Raw genomic sequence first — 15,426 nt, 5'->3', positions numbered from 1 at the left:
GCAGGATGGCTGGCAAGAAGAATACCGACAAAGCAGGCAGCTCCTGGGTCGGCGGGATCGAAAAGTACTCCCGCAAGATCTGGCTGGCGGGGCTGGGTATCTATTCGAAGATCGACCAGGACGGCCCCAAGCTTTTCGACTCGCTGGTGAAAGATGGCGAGAAGGCCGAAAAGCAGGCCAAGAAGAGCGCCGAAGATGTGGCCGAAAGCGCCAAGTCTTCGACCACTTCGCGGGTGTCCGGCGTGAAGGACCGGGCGCTGGGCAAGTGGAGCGAACTCGAAGAGGCTTTCGATAAACGCCTGAACAGCGCCATCTCGCGCCTGGGTGTACCAAGCCGCAACGAAATCAAGGCCCTGCACCAACAGGTAGACAGCCTGACCAAGCAGATCGAGAAGCTGACCGGTGCCTCGGTGGCGCCGGTTTCGTCGCGTGGGGCCGCAGCCAAGCCGGCAGCCAGCAAGGCGGCAGCCAAGCCACTGGCCAAGGCGGCAGCGGCCAAACCCGCAGCCAAAACCGCTGCGGCGAAACCTGCAGCCAAGGCGGCCGCGGCAAAACCTGCGGCTGCCAAACCTGCAAGCAAGGCGGCAGCAGCGAAACCCGCCGCCAAGCCTGCGGCAGCCAAACCGGCAGCAGCCAGGAAGCCTGCAGCGAAGAAAGCACCGGCCAAGCCGGCGGCCAGCGCCGCACCTGCCGCAACCGACGCCCCGGCCCCGGCTGCAGCCCCGGCCAGCAACACGCCGTCGGCGGCCAACGGGACCGGTACCCTGATCTGATACCGCAACGGCCTCTTCGCGGGTGGCCCCGCGCCTACAGGTTCAGCACAACCCTGTAGGCGCGGGTTCACCCGCGAATGCGTTGGCGGCGGCAGCACAGCCCCTGCAGGGCTAGTCCTCCAGATACTTCATCGCCAACTGCTCGGCTGCCCCCCGGGCCTGAGCCTGCAGGTGCGGCGCCACCAGCATCATCACCTGGTACACCACGATTCCCACATCCCCTGCGCGCCCCAGCACCCGCTGGTAATCCAGCGAGAACAGCAGCGTCAGGGTGATCTGTTCCACCAGTTGCCCCAAGGCCTGGGTGTCACTCTGTACCAGGCCCTGGCCCTTGAGGCTGGCCAGCAGTGCCGCCAGCGTGCGCTTCAGGGCGTTGATCAGGCTGCGCATGCCGCGGGCCAGCTTGGGCAGGCGCCCGGTCAGGTTCGACAGGTCCTGGAACAGAAACCGGTACTGCGCCATGTGCTCGACGATCAGGTGCAGGAACAGCCAGTAGTCCTCGGCATCCAGGCGCACTTCCAGCGGCGGGTCCAGCAGCGGCATCAGCGCTTCTTCGAAGCGCTCGAACAACCCCAGTACCAGGGGCTCCTTGCCGTGGAAGTGGTAGTAGAGGTTGCCCGGGCTGATACCCAGCTCGTTGGCAATCTCCAGGGTCGATACGTTCGGCTCGCCCTGCTGGTTGAACAGCTGCAGGGCGCACTCAAGGATACGATCGCGGGTTTTCATCCGGTCGGTCTGCTCATCGGGTCAGCACATAGGTGCCGGGCGCAGGGGCCAAGGGCGGGTGGGTGGCGTTGCCCAGGTCGTTGCGTGGCGCCTTGAGCGGCCCGGAGCGCTGGGTGATCCACGCCAGCCACAACGGCCACCAGCTACCCTCGCTGCGCGTAGCCTCGTGGAACCAGGCGCGCGGGTCACTGCTCAGGCTGGGGTTGGTCAGGTAATAGGCCTTGGGGTTGCCTGGCGGGTTGATGATGCTCTGGATATGCCCGCTGTTGGCCAGCACGAAGCGGCGCTCACCGCCCAGCAGCAAGGCCGACCGGTACACCGCGTCCCAGGGGGTGATGTGGTCGTTGCTGCCGGCGACGGTAAAACTGTCCACGCTGACCTGTTGCAGGTCGATTGGCGTGCCGCAGACCTCCAGCCCGGCCGGGTAGGTCAACGGGTTGAGCTTGAAGAAATCCAGCAGGTCGCCATGCAATGCGGCAGGCAGGCGCGTGCTGTCGGCGTTCCAGTAGAGAATGTCGAACGCAGGCGGTGTCTTGCCGAGCAGGTAGTTGTTGACCCAGTAGTTCCAGATCAGGTCGTTGGGGCGCATCCAGGCAAACACCCGCGCCACTTCGGCGCCGTCCAGCACGCCGCGCTGGTGAGAGCGGCGTTTGGCTGCCTGCAGGGTCTGCTCGTCGGCGAACAGGCTGGCCGGGCTGTCGAACTTGCTGTCCAGCAGGCTGACCAGGTAGGTGGCACTGCGCACCCGGCGCAACTGGTTCCTGGCTTGCAGGTGGCCTTGCAAGGCGGCCATGGTCAGGCCGCCGGCGCAAGCGCCCATGAGGTTGGGGTCGCGGTTGCCGCTGATGCGGCGGCAGGCATCCAGGGCTTCTTCCAGCGCCTGCACGTAGCTGGACAGGCCCCATTCACGGTGGCGCGGGTCTGGGTTGCGCCAGCTGACCATGAACACCTGCAAATTGTTCTTGAGCATGTACTGGACGAAGCTGTTGTTCGTGCTCAGGTCGAAGATATAGAACTTGTTGATCTGCGGCGGCACCACCAACAGCGGGCGGCTGTGCTGTTTTTCACTCATCGGCCGGTACTGGATCAGCTCCAGCAGCTCGTTGCGAAATACCACGGCCCCAGGGGTGGCGGCCAGGTTGCGGCCCACGTCGAAGGCCCGCTCATCGACCTGGCGCGGCAGGCCATCGTTGTGGCGCAGGTCTTCGAGCAGGTGGGCCAGGCCGCGCACCAGGCTCTGGCCACCGGTGTTGAACAGTTCCTTCACGGCCAGCGGGTTGAGCAGCGAGTTGCTGGGGGCCAGCGCATCGTTGAGCAGGTTGAACAGAACGTGGGCGCGGGCCCGGTCATCGTCATGCAGCTGGCTTTCGTCGATCCACTGGCGGGTCTGCTGCTGCCAGGCCAGGTAGGCTTGCAGGCCTCGGCGGTAGAACGGGTTCAGGCTCCATGCAGGGTCGCTGAACCGGTTGTCACGCGGGTTGGGTTGAAGCGGTGAATCGCCCAGCATCACCCGCCCCAGTTGCCCGCCAAGGGCCAGCAGGTGATGGGCGGTATGCAACGGGTGGCGCAGCCCGTGGCGGCCGACATTGCGTAGCGTGGCCAGCAGGTCGCGGCCGCGCAGGCCGAGCATGGCATGCTGCACGGTCATTCTGCCGGCAGGGAGCGTTTGCGATCCTTTGGCCGGTTTGTCTGTCATGGCAACACTCCCTTGTCTGACCCATTGCGCGTTTTAGCCCCTTTCGCGGTGCTGGCGCTTACCCTCCCGAGGCCGGGCGCGGGTGCATCACGGCGCGCTGACGTTCTTGCTGCAGGAACTTCATGATGATTGGCGCGACAGCCTCGGCTCGGGTGATCAGGAACAAATGGCCGTCGTCGATAATATGTAGCTCGGCGTTGGGAATCCGCCAGGCCAGCAGGCGCATGTTAACCAGCGGGATAAGCGGGTCGTCGTCGCCCGCCAGCACCAGGGTCGGCTGCTGGATCTTGTGCAGCCAGTGAATGCTGGTCCAGCCGAGGCCGGCGAACAGCTGCCAGTAGTAGCCCATCTTGCCGCCGGAGCGCACCTTGGCTGCGTGGTGCATGGCCAGCTCCGGGTCCCGGCGAAAACCGCCGCCGTAGATCAGCGGGGCAATGCGCAAGACATGGGACGGCTGCACATAGCGCCTGGGGCTGGCCATCATCCACAGCACCTTGGGCTTGCCGGGTACCATCACCGCACCGGCGGCAGTGGCGGCGAGTATCAGCTTCCTGCAGCGTTCGGGGTAGTCGTGGGCGAACTGCTGGGCCAGGGCGCCGCCCCAGGACACCCCAATCACATTGACCTGGCCGTAATCGAGGTAATCGAGCATCCGTGCCGTCAGCTTGGCCAGCCCGGGGAAGCGATACGGGTGGCGCGGGGTGGACGAGCCGCCGACACCGGGTACGTCGAAAGCGATCACTTCCAGGTCCGGGTCCAGTGCTTCGATGAACGGGAATACCAGCTCCAGGTTGGCGCCGATGCCATTGAAGATCAGCAGCGGCGTCAAGTGCGGCTTGCCGGGGCGGACGGCGGTGCGGATGGACTGGTTGTCCAGCTCGACGGTCCGGAAGATATACGGTTGCGTCATGCGCGTGACTCTTGGGTGAAATGAACACCGTGGCGCCCTGAGGGCCGCCACGGCGCTGCCACTCAACGCTCGTGAACGTAGGTGCCTGGGGCCGCCTCGCCCGCAGCATAGGCACGGTTGCCCAGGCGGGTCGGCGCTTTTTTCAGTTCGCCTGCGCGCTCGGCCAGCCAGCCTTGCCAGTGCAGCCACCAGGAGTCGGCATGCTTGGTGGCATTTTCCTGCCAGGCCAGCGGATCACCCGGGCGGTCGTTACCGGTCATGAAGCGTGCCTTGGGGTTGCCCGGCGGGTTGAGAATGCTCTGGATATGCCCGCTGTTGGACAGCACGAACTCGATCTTGCCCCCGAACAGGTGGGCCGAGCGGTAGCACGACTGCCACGGGGTAATGTGGTCAGCGGTACCCGCCACGCTGAAAATGTCGCACTGCACGTTTTTCAGGTCGATGGGGGTGCCGCACACTTCCAGGGCGTTGGGGCGCGTCAGCGGGTTGGTCTTGAACACTTCGATCAGGTCGCCATGGAAGGCGGCGGGCAGGCGCGTGGTGTCGTTGTTCCAGAACAGGATGTCGAACACCGGCGGCTCGTTGCCGAGCAGGTAGTTGTTCACCCAGTAGTTCCAGATCAGGTCGTTGGGGCGCATCCAGGCGAACACCTTGGCCATCTCGCTGCCTTCCAGCACACCGGCCTGGTAGGAGTGGCGCTTGGCGGCTTCCAGGGTCTGCTCGTCGACGAACAGCGCCACCTGGGTATCCATCGTAGTGTCCAGCACGCTGACCAGCAGGGTCAGGGCATTGATCTTGTGCTCGCCGAGGGCTGCGTAGTGCCCTACCAGTGCCGTGCAGGTGATGCCGCCAGAGCAGGCACCGAGCATGTTCAGGTCCTTGCTGCCGGTAATCGCCAATACGGCGTCGACGGCTTCCTTGAGTGCGTCGATGTAGGTGGACAAGCCCCATTCACGCTGGGCCTTGGTCGGGTTGCGCCAGCTGATGATGAAGGTTTGCTGCTGCGAGCGCAGGCAAAAACGAGCCAGGCTCTTTTCCGGGCTCAGGTCGAATACGTAGAACTTGTTGATCTGCGGCGGCACCACCAGCAGTGGCCGGGCGTGCACCTGTTCGGTGATCGGGCTGTACTGGATCAGTTCCAGCACATCATTGCGGTACACCACCGCGCCTTCGCTGGTGCCCAGGTTCTTGCCCACCTCGAAGGCGTCCATGTTCACCTGGCTAGGCATGCCGCCGTTGTTGACCATGTCCTTGGCCAGGTTGGACAAGCCGTCGAGCAGGCTCTTGCCACCGGTCTCGAAGAAGCGCTTGACCGCCGCCGGGTTGGACAAGGTGTTGGTCGGCGCCATGGCTTCGGTCATCAGGTTGATGACGAACTGGCCGCGGCTGATGTCCTGAGGTGACAGGTCACTGCTGCCGATCCAGTCCTGCAGTTCGTTGCGCCAGGCCAGATACGTCTGCAGGTAGCGGCGGTACAGCGGGTTGCTGCTCCAGGCCGGGTCGTTGAAGCGTCGGTCGTCGCTTTCCGGGGCCAGGCTGGACTTGCCCAGCAGGACGTTTTTCAGTTCCAGGCCAAAATGGGCCACGTGCTTTGCGCTGTGCAGCGGTTGGCGCACGGCCTGGCGCAATACGGTACGTGCCGAACTCAACAGGTCTTTGCGGCGAATGCCGATGATCGGGTTCAGCCCCAGGGTGTTTTCCGAGGCCTGCCGCTGCAGCTCATCGTTGTTCTTGTTACTCATCTACGACGCTCCGTTGTCCTGAGACGAGTACCGGTTGCTGTGACGGGGGCACAGCCCTGAGCCCGGTACTGCTACTCGGGTGACCAGTGATAAGGAACAGCGGTGCTGCGGGGTTCTGTATACCTGCAGCGTGATGCAGGGAACTTGCCACTCACATTGGTTACCCGACTTTCATGTAATGCGCAAGACAGCCCGTCACTGGGCCGTCTGCCCATCATTCAAACAGATGAAACTAGAAAATGCGCTCTAAACCTTGCAGCCCTTGCGCTAGAGCATGAATTTGACGACCGACTCCGCCGGGTCGCGGGACTTGCCGGCCTTGTGCAGCTCGTCGAGGTATTCGGCCCACAGCTCGTTTTGGCGCAGGCACAGCTGTTCCAGGTATTCCCAGGTGAACAGGCCGCTGTCATGGCCGTCGTCGAAGGTCAGTTTCAGTGCATATTGGCCGGCTGGCTCGATGCCGCTGAGGCCGACGTTGAGCTTGCCGAATTGCAGAATGGGGTTGCCGTGGCCCTGGACCTCGGCGGAGGGGGAGTGCACGCGCAGGAACTCGGCGGGCAGGGTGTAGACCTCACCGGGCGCATAGGTAAGGCTGAGGGTTTTCGAGGCTTTGTGCAGGTTGATGGCGGTGGGCATGCGGGCCATGGGCTGAATCTCTTCTTGGCGACAAGACTCAAGCTTCAAGCTTCGAGCCTCAAGCTGCAAGAGGAGATGGCCAAGACATGTAACGGCCATGTTTTGCGGTACTGCAAGCGACGTCGAACAGCTCGTCGCTTGCAGCTTGCCGCTTACAGGATGTAACGCGACAGGTCTTCGTTCTGCGCCAGCTCACCCAGGTGGCTGTTCACATAGGCCGCGTCGATCTGGATCGGCGTTTCGTCATGGGCGCTGGCCAGGTCACCGGCACTGAACGACACCTCTTCAAGCAGGCGCTCCAGCAGGGTATGCAGGCGACGGGCACCGATGTTCTCGGTCTTCTCGTTGACCTGATAGGCAATTTCGGCCAGGCGCTTGATGCCGTCGGCGACGAACTCGATGTTCAGGCCTTCGGTTTTCAGCAGCGCCTGGTACTGTTCGGTCAACGACGCGTGCGGCTCGCGCAGAATACGCTCGAAGTCTTCCGGGGTCAGTGCCTTGAGCTCTACACGGATCGGCAGGCGGCCTTGCAGCTCGGGTACCAGGTCGCTGGGCTTGCTCAGGTGGAACGCGCCCGAGGCAATGAACAGGATGTGGTCGGTCTTGACCATACCCAGCTTGGTGTTGACGGTGCAGCCTTCGATCAGCGGCAGCAGGTCGCGCTGCACGCCTTCACGGGACACATCGGCACCGCCCACATTGCCGCGCTTGGCGACCTTGTCGATTTCGTCGATGAACACGATACCGTGCTGCTCGACCGCTTCCAGGGCCTTGGCCTTGAGCTCTTCCTCGTTGACCAGGCGGCCCGCTTCTTCATCGCGGACCATCTTCAGCGCTTCTTTGACCTTCAGCTTGCGCGCCTTGCGCTTGCCCTTGCCCATGTTGGCGAACAGGCTTTGCAGCTGGTTGGTCATTTCTTCCATGCCGGGCGGCGCGGCAATTTCGACACCTACGGCATCGGCGACTTCGATCTCGATTTCCTTGTCATCCAGCTGGCCTTCGCGCAGGCGCTTGCGGAACAGCTGGCGGGTGTTGGAGTCGCTACTGGTCTGCGCGGCTTCCTCGCTGAAGCTGGTCACCCGCGCCTGTGGCAGCAGGGCATCGAGGATACGGTCTTCGGCGGCGTCTTCGGCGCGGTGGCGCACGCGGATGATCTCCTGCTCGCGCAGCATCTTCAGTGCGGCATCGGCCAGGTCGCGGATGATCGACTCGACGTCACGGCCGACGTAGCCGACCTCGGTGAACTTGGTGGCTTCGACCTTGAGGAACGGGGCGTTGGCCAGCTTGGCCAGGCGGCGGGCGATTTCGGTCTTGCCGACACCGGTCGGGCCGATCATCAGGATGTTCTTCGGCGTCACTTCGGCGCGCAGCTCAGCCGGCAGCTGCATCCGCCGCCAGCGGTTGCGCAGGGCAATGGCCACGGCGCGCTTGGCGTCGTCCTGGCCGATGATGTGGCGGTTGAGTTCGTGGACGATCTCGCGGGGGGTCATGGACATGATCAATTGGGTCCTTGGGCAGATGAGTCAGCGTGGAAAAGCCCCATCACCGGGATGGGGCGCCAGAACAGCTGAGTCAGTCGGCCAGGTCCTGCTCCTCGATGGTCAGGTTATGGTTGGTGAACACGCAGATGTCGCCGGCGATGTTCAGGGCGGTCTCGGCGATTTCACGGGCCGAGAGGTCGGTCTTGTTCAGCAGTGCGCGGGCGGCAGCCTGGGCGTAGGCACCACCGGAACCCATGGCGATCAGGCCATCTTCGGGTTCGACCACGTCGCCGTTGCCGGTGATGATCAGCGAGGCATCCTTGTTGGCCACGGCCAGCATGGCTTCCAGGCGGCTCAGGGAACGGTCGGTACGCCATTCCTTGGCCAGCTCGACGGCGGCACGGATCAGGTGGCCCTGGTGTTTCTCCAGCTGCCCTTCAAAGCGCTCGAACAGGGTGAAAGCGTCGGCGGTGGCACCGGCGAAACCGGCGATGACCTGGCCGTGGTACAGGCGGCGCACTTTCTTGGCGTTGCCTTTCATTACCGTGTTGCCGAGGGATACCTGGCCGTCGCCGCCCATGACGACTTTGCCGTTACGGCGGACAGAAACGATGGTGGTCAAGGGGAGAGTCTCCACGCAGCGGGGCGAAAGTGCCTGATGCAGACTCATATGGGGGTGGGGGGAAGGATTTCAACCGTGGGGGATGAATGGTCGCGCCAGGCCGGGGGCGCGGTGTGAGGGCATTCGCGGGCATGCCCGCTCCCACAGGATCACCACAATCTCGAAGCATGTGGTAACCCTGGACTGCCCCCAATAAGTTGGACAGTTTCAGCTAGCAGCCCCTGCAGCATGAGCCCTGTATTTCACAGGGCTCATGCCATTGAGCTTTAGCTTGATGCGGTCATGGTTGTAGTAGTGGATGTACTCATCCAGACCGGCTTTCAGTTCTTCAACGCTCTTGAAGCGCTGCGGGTAGAAAAATTCGGACTTAAGCGTACCAAAAAAGCTCTCCATAGCCGCATTATCCAAGCAGTTTCCTTTACGTGACATGCTCTGCTTCACCCCTTGCTCGGCCAGCTTGTGGCGGTACTGCGAGTGTTGGTAGTGCCAGCCTTGATCCGAGTGGAGTACCAGTTTCGGCTTGTTTCCCAGGCGCTTGAAGGCCTTGCCCAGCATGTTGGTGACCAGCCCAAGGCATGGCCTGCTGGCCACTTCGTAGGCCACAATTTCGGCGTTGTACAAGTCCATCACGGGGGAGAGGTAGACTTTTTCCTGAGCCACTTTGAACTCGGTCACATCGGTCACCCACTTCTGATTCGGGCGCTGCGCGATAAAGTTTCGCTCCAGCAGGTTGGGCGCGATGGTGCCGACGACACCCTTGTACGACCGATATTTTTTCGGCCGCACGAGTGAGCGAAGATCAAGCTCGATCATCAAACGCTCCACCACTTTTTTGTTAACCAAGGTCCCGCCATTGCGGATCACGATCGCAACGCGCCGGTAACCGTAAAGCCCTTTTTCCTCGTGATAGACACGCTGAATCATCTGCTTCAGAGCAGCATGCTTATCAGGTTTGGCCTGCGCTTGAAGCTGGTAATAGAACGTACTGCGCGGCAGATCCGCCAACTCCAGAACAGCGGCCAAGGGAAACCTGTCCTTGAGCGCAGACACGATCAGGGTTTTTTGAGCTGCCTTCGCTCCTGCTTCTTCAACTCTTCCAGCTTTTTTAGGTAAGCGTTCTCCATGCGCAGCCATTCAAGCTCAGCCAGCAACTGGTCGCGGCTTTTATCGGTGTCATCAGAGGTTGTGGGTTTGATGGGGTAAGGCTTTTTCGACATGGCAGCAGGTTTTCTTCTCTTGGGAGCAGGCGAAGCCGGACTTCCACTGTAGTACTGCCGCGCCCAAATGCCTATCTGCGAAGACTGACCAAGACCGAAATGGGCGGCGGTCTGGCGCAAGGAAAGCTGATGCTTGTGCATGTACTCAAGGACTGAGCGCTTATAGGTCGCACTGTACCGCTGGCCTGGTTTACGCAGACTGAACTGGCCATGTTTCTGGAAGCTGGAGACCCAGCGCCGCAGCAGGCTGAAGTCCACTGCAAGTCGCTGGGCTACTTTTCGGAAACCTTCACCACCCTCCAGGTAGGCATGAACGGCGGTAAGCTTGAATTGGTCTGAGTACTTGCTCATATGGACACCCCAAGAAATTGGATTGGTGTCCAACTTCTTGGGGGCAGTCCACCCTGTGGGAGCGGGCGTGCCCGCGAAAAGGGTTACTCAGGCCTCATGGCAAACGTGCCCATCGACCAAGGTATAACGCACCGCACCCGGCAGGCAGTGGCCGATGAACGGGCAGTTCTCACCCCGCGACAGCCATTGCTCGCCGGCAACGGACGAGGCTTGCGGGTCGAACAGCACCAGGTCGGCCGCGCCGCCTGCTTTCAACTCACCGGCAGGCAGGCGCAGGGCGGCAGCCGGGCCGCTGCTCAGGCGGGCGAGCAGGGTGGGCAGGTCGAGCAGGCCGTCCTGCACCAGGGTCATGGCCAGCGGCAGCAGCAACTCGACGCTGCTGATACCCGGTTCGGTAGCACCGAAAGGGGCCAGCTTGGCATCGCGTTCGTGCGGCTGGTGGTGGCTGGAAATCGCCTGGATCACGCCAGACTTGACCGCTTCACGCAGGCCGTCACGGTCAGCAGCAGTACGCAGCGGTGGCTGCACGTGGTACAGGCTGGAGAACTCGCGCAGCGACTCGTCGGTGAGAATCAGCTGGTACAGCGCCACGTCAGCGGTTACCGGCAGGCCAAGTGCCTGGGCCTGGGCGATCAGCCGCGCGCCACGGGCGCTGGTGATCTGGCTGAAGTGCGCGCGCACGCCGCTCTGCTCGACCAGCAGCAGGTTGCGCGCCAAGGCCACGGTTTCGGCACTTTCCGGAATGCCCGGCAAGCCAAGGAAACTGGCCATGGCGCCTTCGTGGGCCAGGCCGCCCTGGGCCAGGTCGCGGTCCTGGGAATGGAACACCACCGTCAGGTCGAAGGTGGCGGCATACTCCAGGGCGCGGGCCAGGGTACGGTTGTTGGGGATTTCCTTCAGGCCGTTGCCGAATGCCACGCAGCCGGTGTCACGCAGGGCCACCAGTTCCGCCAGTTGCTCGCCATCCAGGCCCTTGGTCAGGGCGCCGATCGGGTAGACCTTGCTGTTGGCCGCTTCGCGGGCACGGTCGAGAATCAGCTCGGCCACGGCCGAGGTGTCCAGCACCGGCTTGGTTTGCGGTGGGCAGCACAGGCTGGTCACGCCGCCGGCCACGGCTGCGCGGGTTTCGCTGGCGATGTTGCCTTTGCGGCTAAAGCCCGGTTCGCGCAGGGACACGCCAAGGTCGACCAGGCCAGGCGCTGCAACCAGGCCTTGCGCCTGGATCGTGCGGCTGGCGCTGAAACCGGCCGGGGCGGCGCCGATGGCAGCAATGCGGCCACCGTCCAGGTGCAGGTCGGTGACCTGGTCCAGGCCGCTGTTGGGGTCGATGACCCGGGCGCCAAGAATGCTGATGGTCACTGGGCGTTCTCCTGGTCGAATTGACGTTGCGCGTTTTGCCCGCTCATGGCCATGGACAGCACTGCCATGCGTACAGCGATGCCGTAGGTAACCTGGTTGAGGATCACCGAATGCTTGCCGTCGGCCACCGCCGACTCAATCTCCACGCCTCGGTTGATCGGGCCTGGGTGCATGACGATGGCATCCGGCTTGGCCCCGGCCAGGCGGGCGGTGGTCAGGCCGAACAGGCGGTAGAACTCGCCTTCGCTGGGCAGCAGGCCACCGGCCATGCGCTCACGCTGCAGGCGCAGCATGATCACCACGTCGACATCCTTCAGGCCCTCGGCGAGGTCGGTATAGACCTTCACGCCGTACTGCTCGATACCGACCGGGATCAGGGTTTTCGGCCCGATCACGCGAATGTCCGGGCAACCCAGGGCCTTGAGCGCCAGCATGTCGGAGCGGGCTACCCGCGAGTGCAGGATATCGCCGACGATCGCTACCGACAGGTTCTCGAAACTGCCCTTGTGGCGACGGATGGTCAGCATGTCGAGCATGCCCTGGGTCGGGTGCGCATGGCGGCCGTCACCACCGTTGATCACGGCAACGTGCGGGCACACGTGCTCGGCGATGAAATGCGCAGCCCCCGAGTCGGAGTGGCGCACAACGAACATGTCGGCGGCCATGGCTTCGAGGTTGCGCAGGGTGTCGAACAAGGTCTCGCCCTTGCTGGTCGAGGACGTCGACACATTCAGGCTGATCACGTCGGCAGACAGGCGCTGGGCTGCCAGCTCGAAGGTGGTGCGGGTACGGGTCGAGTTCTCGAAGAACACGTTGCACACGGTCTTGCCGCGCAGCAAAGGGACTTTTTTCACGGCCCGGGCACCGACTTCCAGGAAGGAGTCGGCGGTGTCGAGGATCTCGGTGAGCAGTTCGCGGGGCAAACCGTCAAGCGAGAGGAAGTGGCGCAGCTGGCCCTGGTCATTGAGCTGCAGCGGGCGCTTGGCGTCGATTGGCGTCATCGCGGGGGACTCTTAAAGGGCGGAAGCGGGGGCGAGGTCCTGGCGCTCGAGGGCGAGCGGTGCGGGCCCGGTCAATTTTACCCGTTCATCGGGGGCCAGCGACAGGGTGGCGCCGACCACATTCGGGCGGATTGGCAGTTCGCCGGCATCCAGGTCCACCAGGCAGACCAGGGTGACGCTGGCCGGGCGGCCATAATCGAACAGTTCGTTGAGCGCCGCGCGGATGGTGCGGCCGCTCATCAGCACGTCATCCACCAGCACCAGGTGCTGGCCTTCGACTTCGAACGGCAGCTCGGACGGGCGTACCTGCGGGTGCAGGCCATTCTGGCTGAAGTCATCGCGGTAGAACGAGACGTCCAGGGTACCCATGGCACTCTCGTCGCCCATGGCCTCCTGCAGGGCCTGGGCAACCCAGACACCACCTGTACGAATACCGATGTAACGCGGCCCGCTGATGCTGCGGCGGGCCAGGTGGGCGCGAAGGTCGACAGCCATCTGCCGGACCAGCTCGGCGGGGTTGGGTAGGCTCATTGCGGGCTCCTCGGAAGGGTGCGCCGGGCATGGCCGGCGGCAAAGATGATCAGGTATTGGCCTCCAGCCAGCCTTGCAGCAACAGGGCCGCGGCGATGGCATCGACCGGGTTGTCGCGGTAGCTGCCGCGCTGGCCGCCACGGGCCATGCGCTCGCCTTTGGCCTCGAAGGTGGTCAGGCGCTCGTCGTGGGTGTGCACGGGCAGGTTGAAGCGGCCATTGAGGCGGCGGGCAAATTTTTCGGCGCGGGCGCTCATTTCGCTGGGCGTGCCGTCCATGTTCAATGGCAGGCCGACGACGATGGCGTCCGGCTTCCATTCGGCAATCAGCTTTTCCACCTGGGCCCAGTCCGGCACGCCGTTCTGCGCCTTCAGCGTGCACAGCTCGCGGGCCTGGCCGGTGATGACCTGGCCGACGGCCACACCGATCTGTTTGCTGCCATAGTCGAAACCCAGCAGCAGGCGTAGTTCGGCCATCAGGCGTGGCCCGCCTGGCTGGTCAGCAGGTGCAGGTTGATGCCCAGGCTGGCGGCGGCGGCCTCCAGGCGCAGGTCACTGGCCATTTCAAAGATGATTTGCGGGTCGAACGGGCAGTTGAGCCAGGCATTGTCGGCCAGCTCCGCTTCCAGCTGGCCGGCTTCCCAGCCGGCATAGCCGAGCGTGATCAGGCTTTGCTTGGGGCCGACCCCGGCGGCAATGGCCAGCAGGATGTCTTGCGACGTGCTCAGCGTCAGCCCTTCCAGCGCCACGCTCGCCTGGAAGCTGCACTCGCTGCTGTGCAGCACGAAGCCACGGTCGGTCTGCACCGGGCCGCCCTGGTAGATCGGCACCTGCAAAGTGCTGTCCGGCGGCGTTTCGTCCGGGCGCAATTGCTCGAGAATATCGGCCAGGCTCAGTTCCTGCGGCCGATTCACCACCAGGCCCATGGCGCCATGGGCGTTGTGCTCGACAATGTACGTGAGGGTCTGGGCGAAGTTCGGATCGGCCATGTGCGGCATGGCGATCAGGAACTGATGCTTGAGGTAGCTCGGGGCGAGGGTTTTCATGGGGGATAGTGTGGCGCCAGGTGGCGGGGCTGACAAGGTCCGCTTTGTGTCGTTTGGTTGGTCAGTGTCTTGAGGGTTTTGTTGGTTGTGAGATCGAGCGCCGCCCGCGCGGCGCATCGCGAGCTGCGCTCGCTCCTACGTTTGTTTCGGGCCAATAAATCCTGTGCCCATCGCGCGCGACCGTCTTGGCGCATGGCTCACTATCGAAGGGTACAGACAAGGCGGTCGCGCGCCGCCATCACAGGCATGACTGGCCCGAAACAAACGTAGGAGCGAGCGCAGCTCGCGATGCGCCGCGCGGGCGGCGCTCGATATCCGCGCCACCGCATATCGCAAGCCCTGAACCCAAGGCATAACTCAGTTACTGGACAAACGGTCCCCACGGGCAAAGCGCCAGGTGCGGATGATCTCCAGGCGGTCGAATTCGGCCAGGTCCCCGGTAAACGGTGCGAACGGCGCCGCCAGCCGCACGATACGCTGCGCTGCCTGGTCCAGCACCGGCTGCCCGGACGACTCCAGTACCAGCACTTCGTACAGCGAGCCGTCGCGGTTGATCGAGACCATCATGCGCAGGTTGCCGTAGATCTGCTGCCGGCGCGCCTCGTCGGGGTAGTTGAGGTTGCCCACCCGCTCGACTTTCTTGCGCCACTCTTCCTTGTACCAGGCGCCCTTGTCGCGCATGGTCGAGGCAGCGTTCAGGCGGTGGATGCGCGGGCGCTTGGCGTACAGTTGCTGTTCGTTGGACAGCTCTGCCTCCAGGCTGGCGATCTGGCTGGACAGCTGCGAGCTGTCGAAGTCCGGGGCGGGCGCGGCTGGCTTGGGTTGGGCCTTGCTCGGTTTGGGCTTGGGCTCGACCTTGTGCGCCTTGGGCGCGGTGGTCACCACCGCCGACTTCTGCGGGGTTGGTGGCGGCACCACTTCCGGCTTGGCTGCCGGCGGGGGGGTGATCTTGTTGATCTTGCTGTCCTGGAACGGCGCCAGTTCGGTGGTCTTGGGCACCGCCTTCTTGTCCAGGGTGCCGCTGCCTTGCTGGTTGTCCTGGGCCTGAAAATCAGCTTTCTCCGGCGGTTTTTCGCTTTTGAAGGTGGCCAGGGTAATGTCCATGGTATGGCGGATTTCGGCAGGCTTGACCACGGTGAAACCGACGCCGAGGATCAGCGCCAGGTGCACCAGCGCAGCCAGGAACAGCGTGAAACCGAGCCGGTCCACTGGGCGAACGCGTGGGGGCAGCAGGTCGGAAGGGATATCAGCGGGCAGCGTCATCGGGTATCCAGCAACCGCAGGGCGGGGCAGCAGGCCAGGCAAATGGGACCCGCATCATACCCCACTCCGGGTAA

At 63.6% G+C, this 15,426-nt stretch carries 15 protein-coding genes; 1 reads left to right on the top strand and 14 read right to left on the bottom strand.

The features are described 5' to 3' along the window. Nucleotides 1-5 precede the first annotated feature (5 nt). Nucleotides 6-773, top strand: coding sequence for a phasin family protein (locus FPB55_RS23785; RefSeq protein ID WP_115294928.1), 768 nt, complete (start codon nucleotides 6-8; stop codon nucleotides 771-773). A gap of 111 nt (nucleotides 774-884) precedes the next feature. Here the strand turns inward: FPB55_RS23785 and FPB55_RS23780 are convergent, their stop codons facing one another. The 14 genes from FPB55_RS23780 to FPB55_RS23715 form a co-directional block, all read right to left on the bottom strand. Then, nucleotides 885-1,499, bottom strand: coding sequence for a TetR/AcrR family transcriptional regulator (locus tag FPB55_RS23780; protein ID WP_047150172.1), 615 nt, complete (start codon nucleotides 1,497-1,499; stop codon nucleotides 885-887). A 13-nt stretch (nucleotides 1,500-1,512) separates the two neighbouring features. After that, nucleotides 1,513-3,195 (bottom strand): class II poly(R)-hydroxyalkanoic acid synthase, encoded by a 1,683-nt coding sequence (gene phaC, locus FPB55_RS23775; RefSeq protein WP_009682359.1) that lies wholly within the window; start codon nucleotides 3,193-3,195, stop codon nucleotides 1,513-1,515. A gap of 58 nt (nucleotides 3,196-3,253) precedes the next feature. Continuing rightward, the gene (gene phaZ / locus FPB55_RS23770) at nucleotides 3,254-4,105 is read right to left on the bottom strand and encodes a poly(3-hydroxyalkanoate) depolymerase (RefSeq protein ID WP_029886363.1); all 852 of its coding nucleotides are present in this window, start codon (nucleotides 4,103-4,105) and stop codon (nucleotides 3,254-3,256) included. A 62-nt stretch (nucleotides 4,106-4,167) separates the two neighbouring features. Continuing rightward, entirely contained in the window at nucleotides 4,168-5,847 is a 1,680-nt protein-coding gene (phaC, locus tag FPB55_RS23765; protein ID WP_144189451.1) for a class II poly(R)-hydroxyalkanoic acid synthase, read from the bottom strand. Nucleotides 5,848-6,114: 267 nt separating this feature from the next. Beyond that, nucleotides 6,115-6,492 (bottom strand): DUF971 domain-containing protein, encoded by a 378-nt coding sequence (locus FPB55_RS23760; RefSeq protein WP_029886361.1) that lies wholly within the window; start codon nucleotides 6,490-6,492, stop codon nucleotides 6,115-6,117. 143 nt (nucleotides 6,493-6,635) lie between these two features. Further along, complete coding sequence (gene hslU, locus FPB55_RS23755; protein ID WP_054913958.1) at nucleotides 6,636-7,979, bottom strand: ATP-dependent protease ATPase subunit HslU; 1,344 nt, start codon at nucleotides 7,977-7,979, stop codon at nucleotides 6,636-6,638. A gap of 76 nt (nucleotides 7,980-8,055) precedes the next feature. Further along, nucleotides 8,056-8,586, bottom strand: coding sequence for an ATP-dependent protease subunit HslV (gene hslV, locus FPB55_RS23750; protein WP_009682353.1), 531 nt, complete (start codon nucleotides 8,584-8,586; stop codon nucleotides 8,056-8,058). Between the two features lie 207 nt (nucleotides 8,587-8,793). Then, a protein-coding gene (locus FPB55_RS23745; RefSeq protein ID WP_225786126.1) for an IS3 family transposase occupies nucleotides 8,794-10,154 on the bottom strand; the annotation gives its coding sequence in 2 pieces (ribosomal slippage) (nucleotides 8,794-9,686 and nucleotides 9,686-10,154; 1,362 coding nt in all). An 87-nt stretch (nucleotides 10,155-10,241) separates the two neighbouring features. Continuing rightward, on the bottom strand, nucleotides 10,242-11,513 hold the full coding sequence (locus tag FPB55_RS23740; protein WP_144189449.1) for a dihydroorotase: 1,272 nt from the start codon (nucleotides 11,511-11,513) through the stop codon (nucleotides 10,242-10,244). Beyond that, nucleotides 11,510-12,514 (bottom strand): aspartate carbamoyltransferase catalytic subunit, encoded by a 1,005-nt coding sequence (locus tag FPB55_RS23735; protein ID WP_009684474.1) that lies wholly within the window; start codon nucleotides 12,512-12,514, stop codon nucleotides 11,510-11,512. The genes FPB55_RS23740 and FPB55_RS23735 overlap by 4 nt, the downstream gene beginning before the upstream one ends. 12 nt (nucleotides 12,515-12,526) lie before the next feature. Continuing rightward, complete coding sequence (gene pyrR, locus FPB55_RS23730; protein WP_115294922.1) at nucleotides 12,527-13,045, bottom strand: bifunctional pyr operon transcriptional regulator/uracil phosphoribosyltransferase PyrR; 519 nt, start codon at nucleotides 13,043-13,045, stop codon at nucleotides 12,527-12,529. 49 nt (nucleotides 13,046-13,094) lie between these two features. Further along, a complete protein-coding gene (gene ruvX, locus FPB55_RS23725; protein WP_003249316.1) occupies nucleotides 13,095-13,520 on the bottom strand; it encodes a Holliday junction resolvase RuvX in 426 nt (141 codons plus the stop codon). Next, a complete protein-coding gene (locus FPB55_RS23720; protein ID WP_009684472.1) occupies nucleotides 13,520-14,089 on the bottom strand; it encodes a YqgE/AlgH family protein in 570 nt (189 codons plus the stop codon). Before FPB55_RS23720 ends, ruvX begins: the two co-directional genes overlap by 1 nt. A 357-nt stretch (nucleotides 14,090-14,446) precedes the next feature. Next, nucleotides 14,447-15,352 carry an energy transducer TonB gene (locus tag FPB55_RS23715; protein WP_029887365.1) on the bottom strand — a complete coding sequence of 302 codons (906 nt, stop codon included), beginning with the start codon at nucleotides 15,350-15,352 and terminating at the stop codon, nucleotides 14,447-14,449. Between the last annotated feature and the right edge of the window lie 74 nt (nucleotides 15,353-15,426).

This window comes from Pseudomonas sp. BJP69 (assembly GCF_007633355.1).
GTDB classification, from domain to species: domain Bacteria; phylum Pseudomonadota; class Gammaproteobacteria; order Pseudomonadales; family Pseudomonadaceae; genus Aquipseudomonas; species Aquipseudomonas juntendi.
This window is presented reverse-complemented; position numbering and strand designations above follow the sequence as displayed.

Coding starts and splice junctions, on each gene's coding strand:
- ruvX (WP_003249316.1), bottom strand. CDS start 13,520: ATGGCCGAACTACGCCTGCTGCTGGGTTTCGACTATGGCAGCAAACAG.
- FPB55_RS23720 (WP_009684472.1), bottom strand. CDS start 14,089: ATGAAAACCCTCGCCCCGAGCTACCTCAAGCATCAGTTCCTGATCGCC.
- FPB55_RS23760 (WP_029886361.1), bottom strand. CDS start 6,492: ATGGCCCGCATGCCCACCGCCATCAACCTGCACAAAGCCTCGAAAACC.
- phaC (WP_009682359.1), bottom strand. CDS start 3,195: ATGACAGACAAACCGGCCAAAGGATCGCAAACGCTCCCTGCCGGCAGA.
- phaC (WP_144189451.1), bottom strand. CDS start 5,847: ATGAGTAACAAGAACAACGATGAGCTGCAGCGGCAGGCCTCGGAAAAC.
- hslU (WP_054913958.1), bottom strand. CDS start 7,979: ATGTCCATGACCCCCCGCGAGATCGTCCACGAACTCAACCGCCACATC.
- FPB55_RS23715 (WP_029887365.1), bottom strand. CDS start 15,352: ATGACGCTGCCCGCTGATATCCCTTCCGACCTGCTGCCCCCACGCGTT.
- phaZ (WP_029886363.1), bottom strand. CDS start 4,105: ATGACGCAACCGTATATCTTCCGGACCGTCGAGCTGGACAACCAGTCC.
- pyrR (WP_115294922.1), bottom strand. CDS start 13,045: ATGAGCCTACCCAACCCCGCCGAGCTGGTCCGGCAGATGGCTGTCGAC.
- FPB55_RS23780 (WP_047150172.1), bottom strand. CDS start 1,499: ATGAAAACCCGCGATCGTATCCTTGAGTGCGCCCTGCAGCTGTTCAAC.
- FPB55_RS23735 (WP_009684474.1), bottom strand. CDS start 12,514: ATGACGCCAATCGACGCCAAGCGCCCGCTGCAGCTCAATGACCAGGGC.
- FPB55_RS23785 (WP_115294928.1), top strand. CDS start 6: ATGGCTGGCAAGAAGAATACCGACAAAGCAGGCAGCTCCTGGGTCGGC.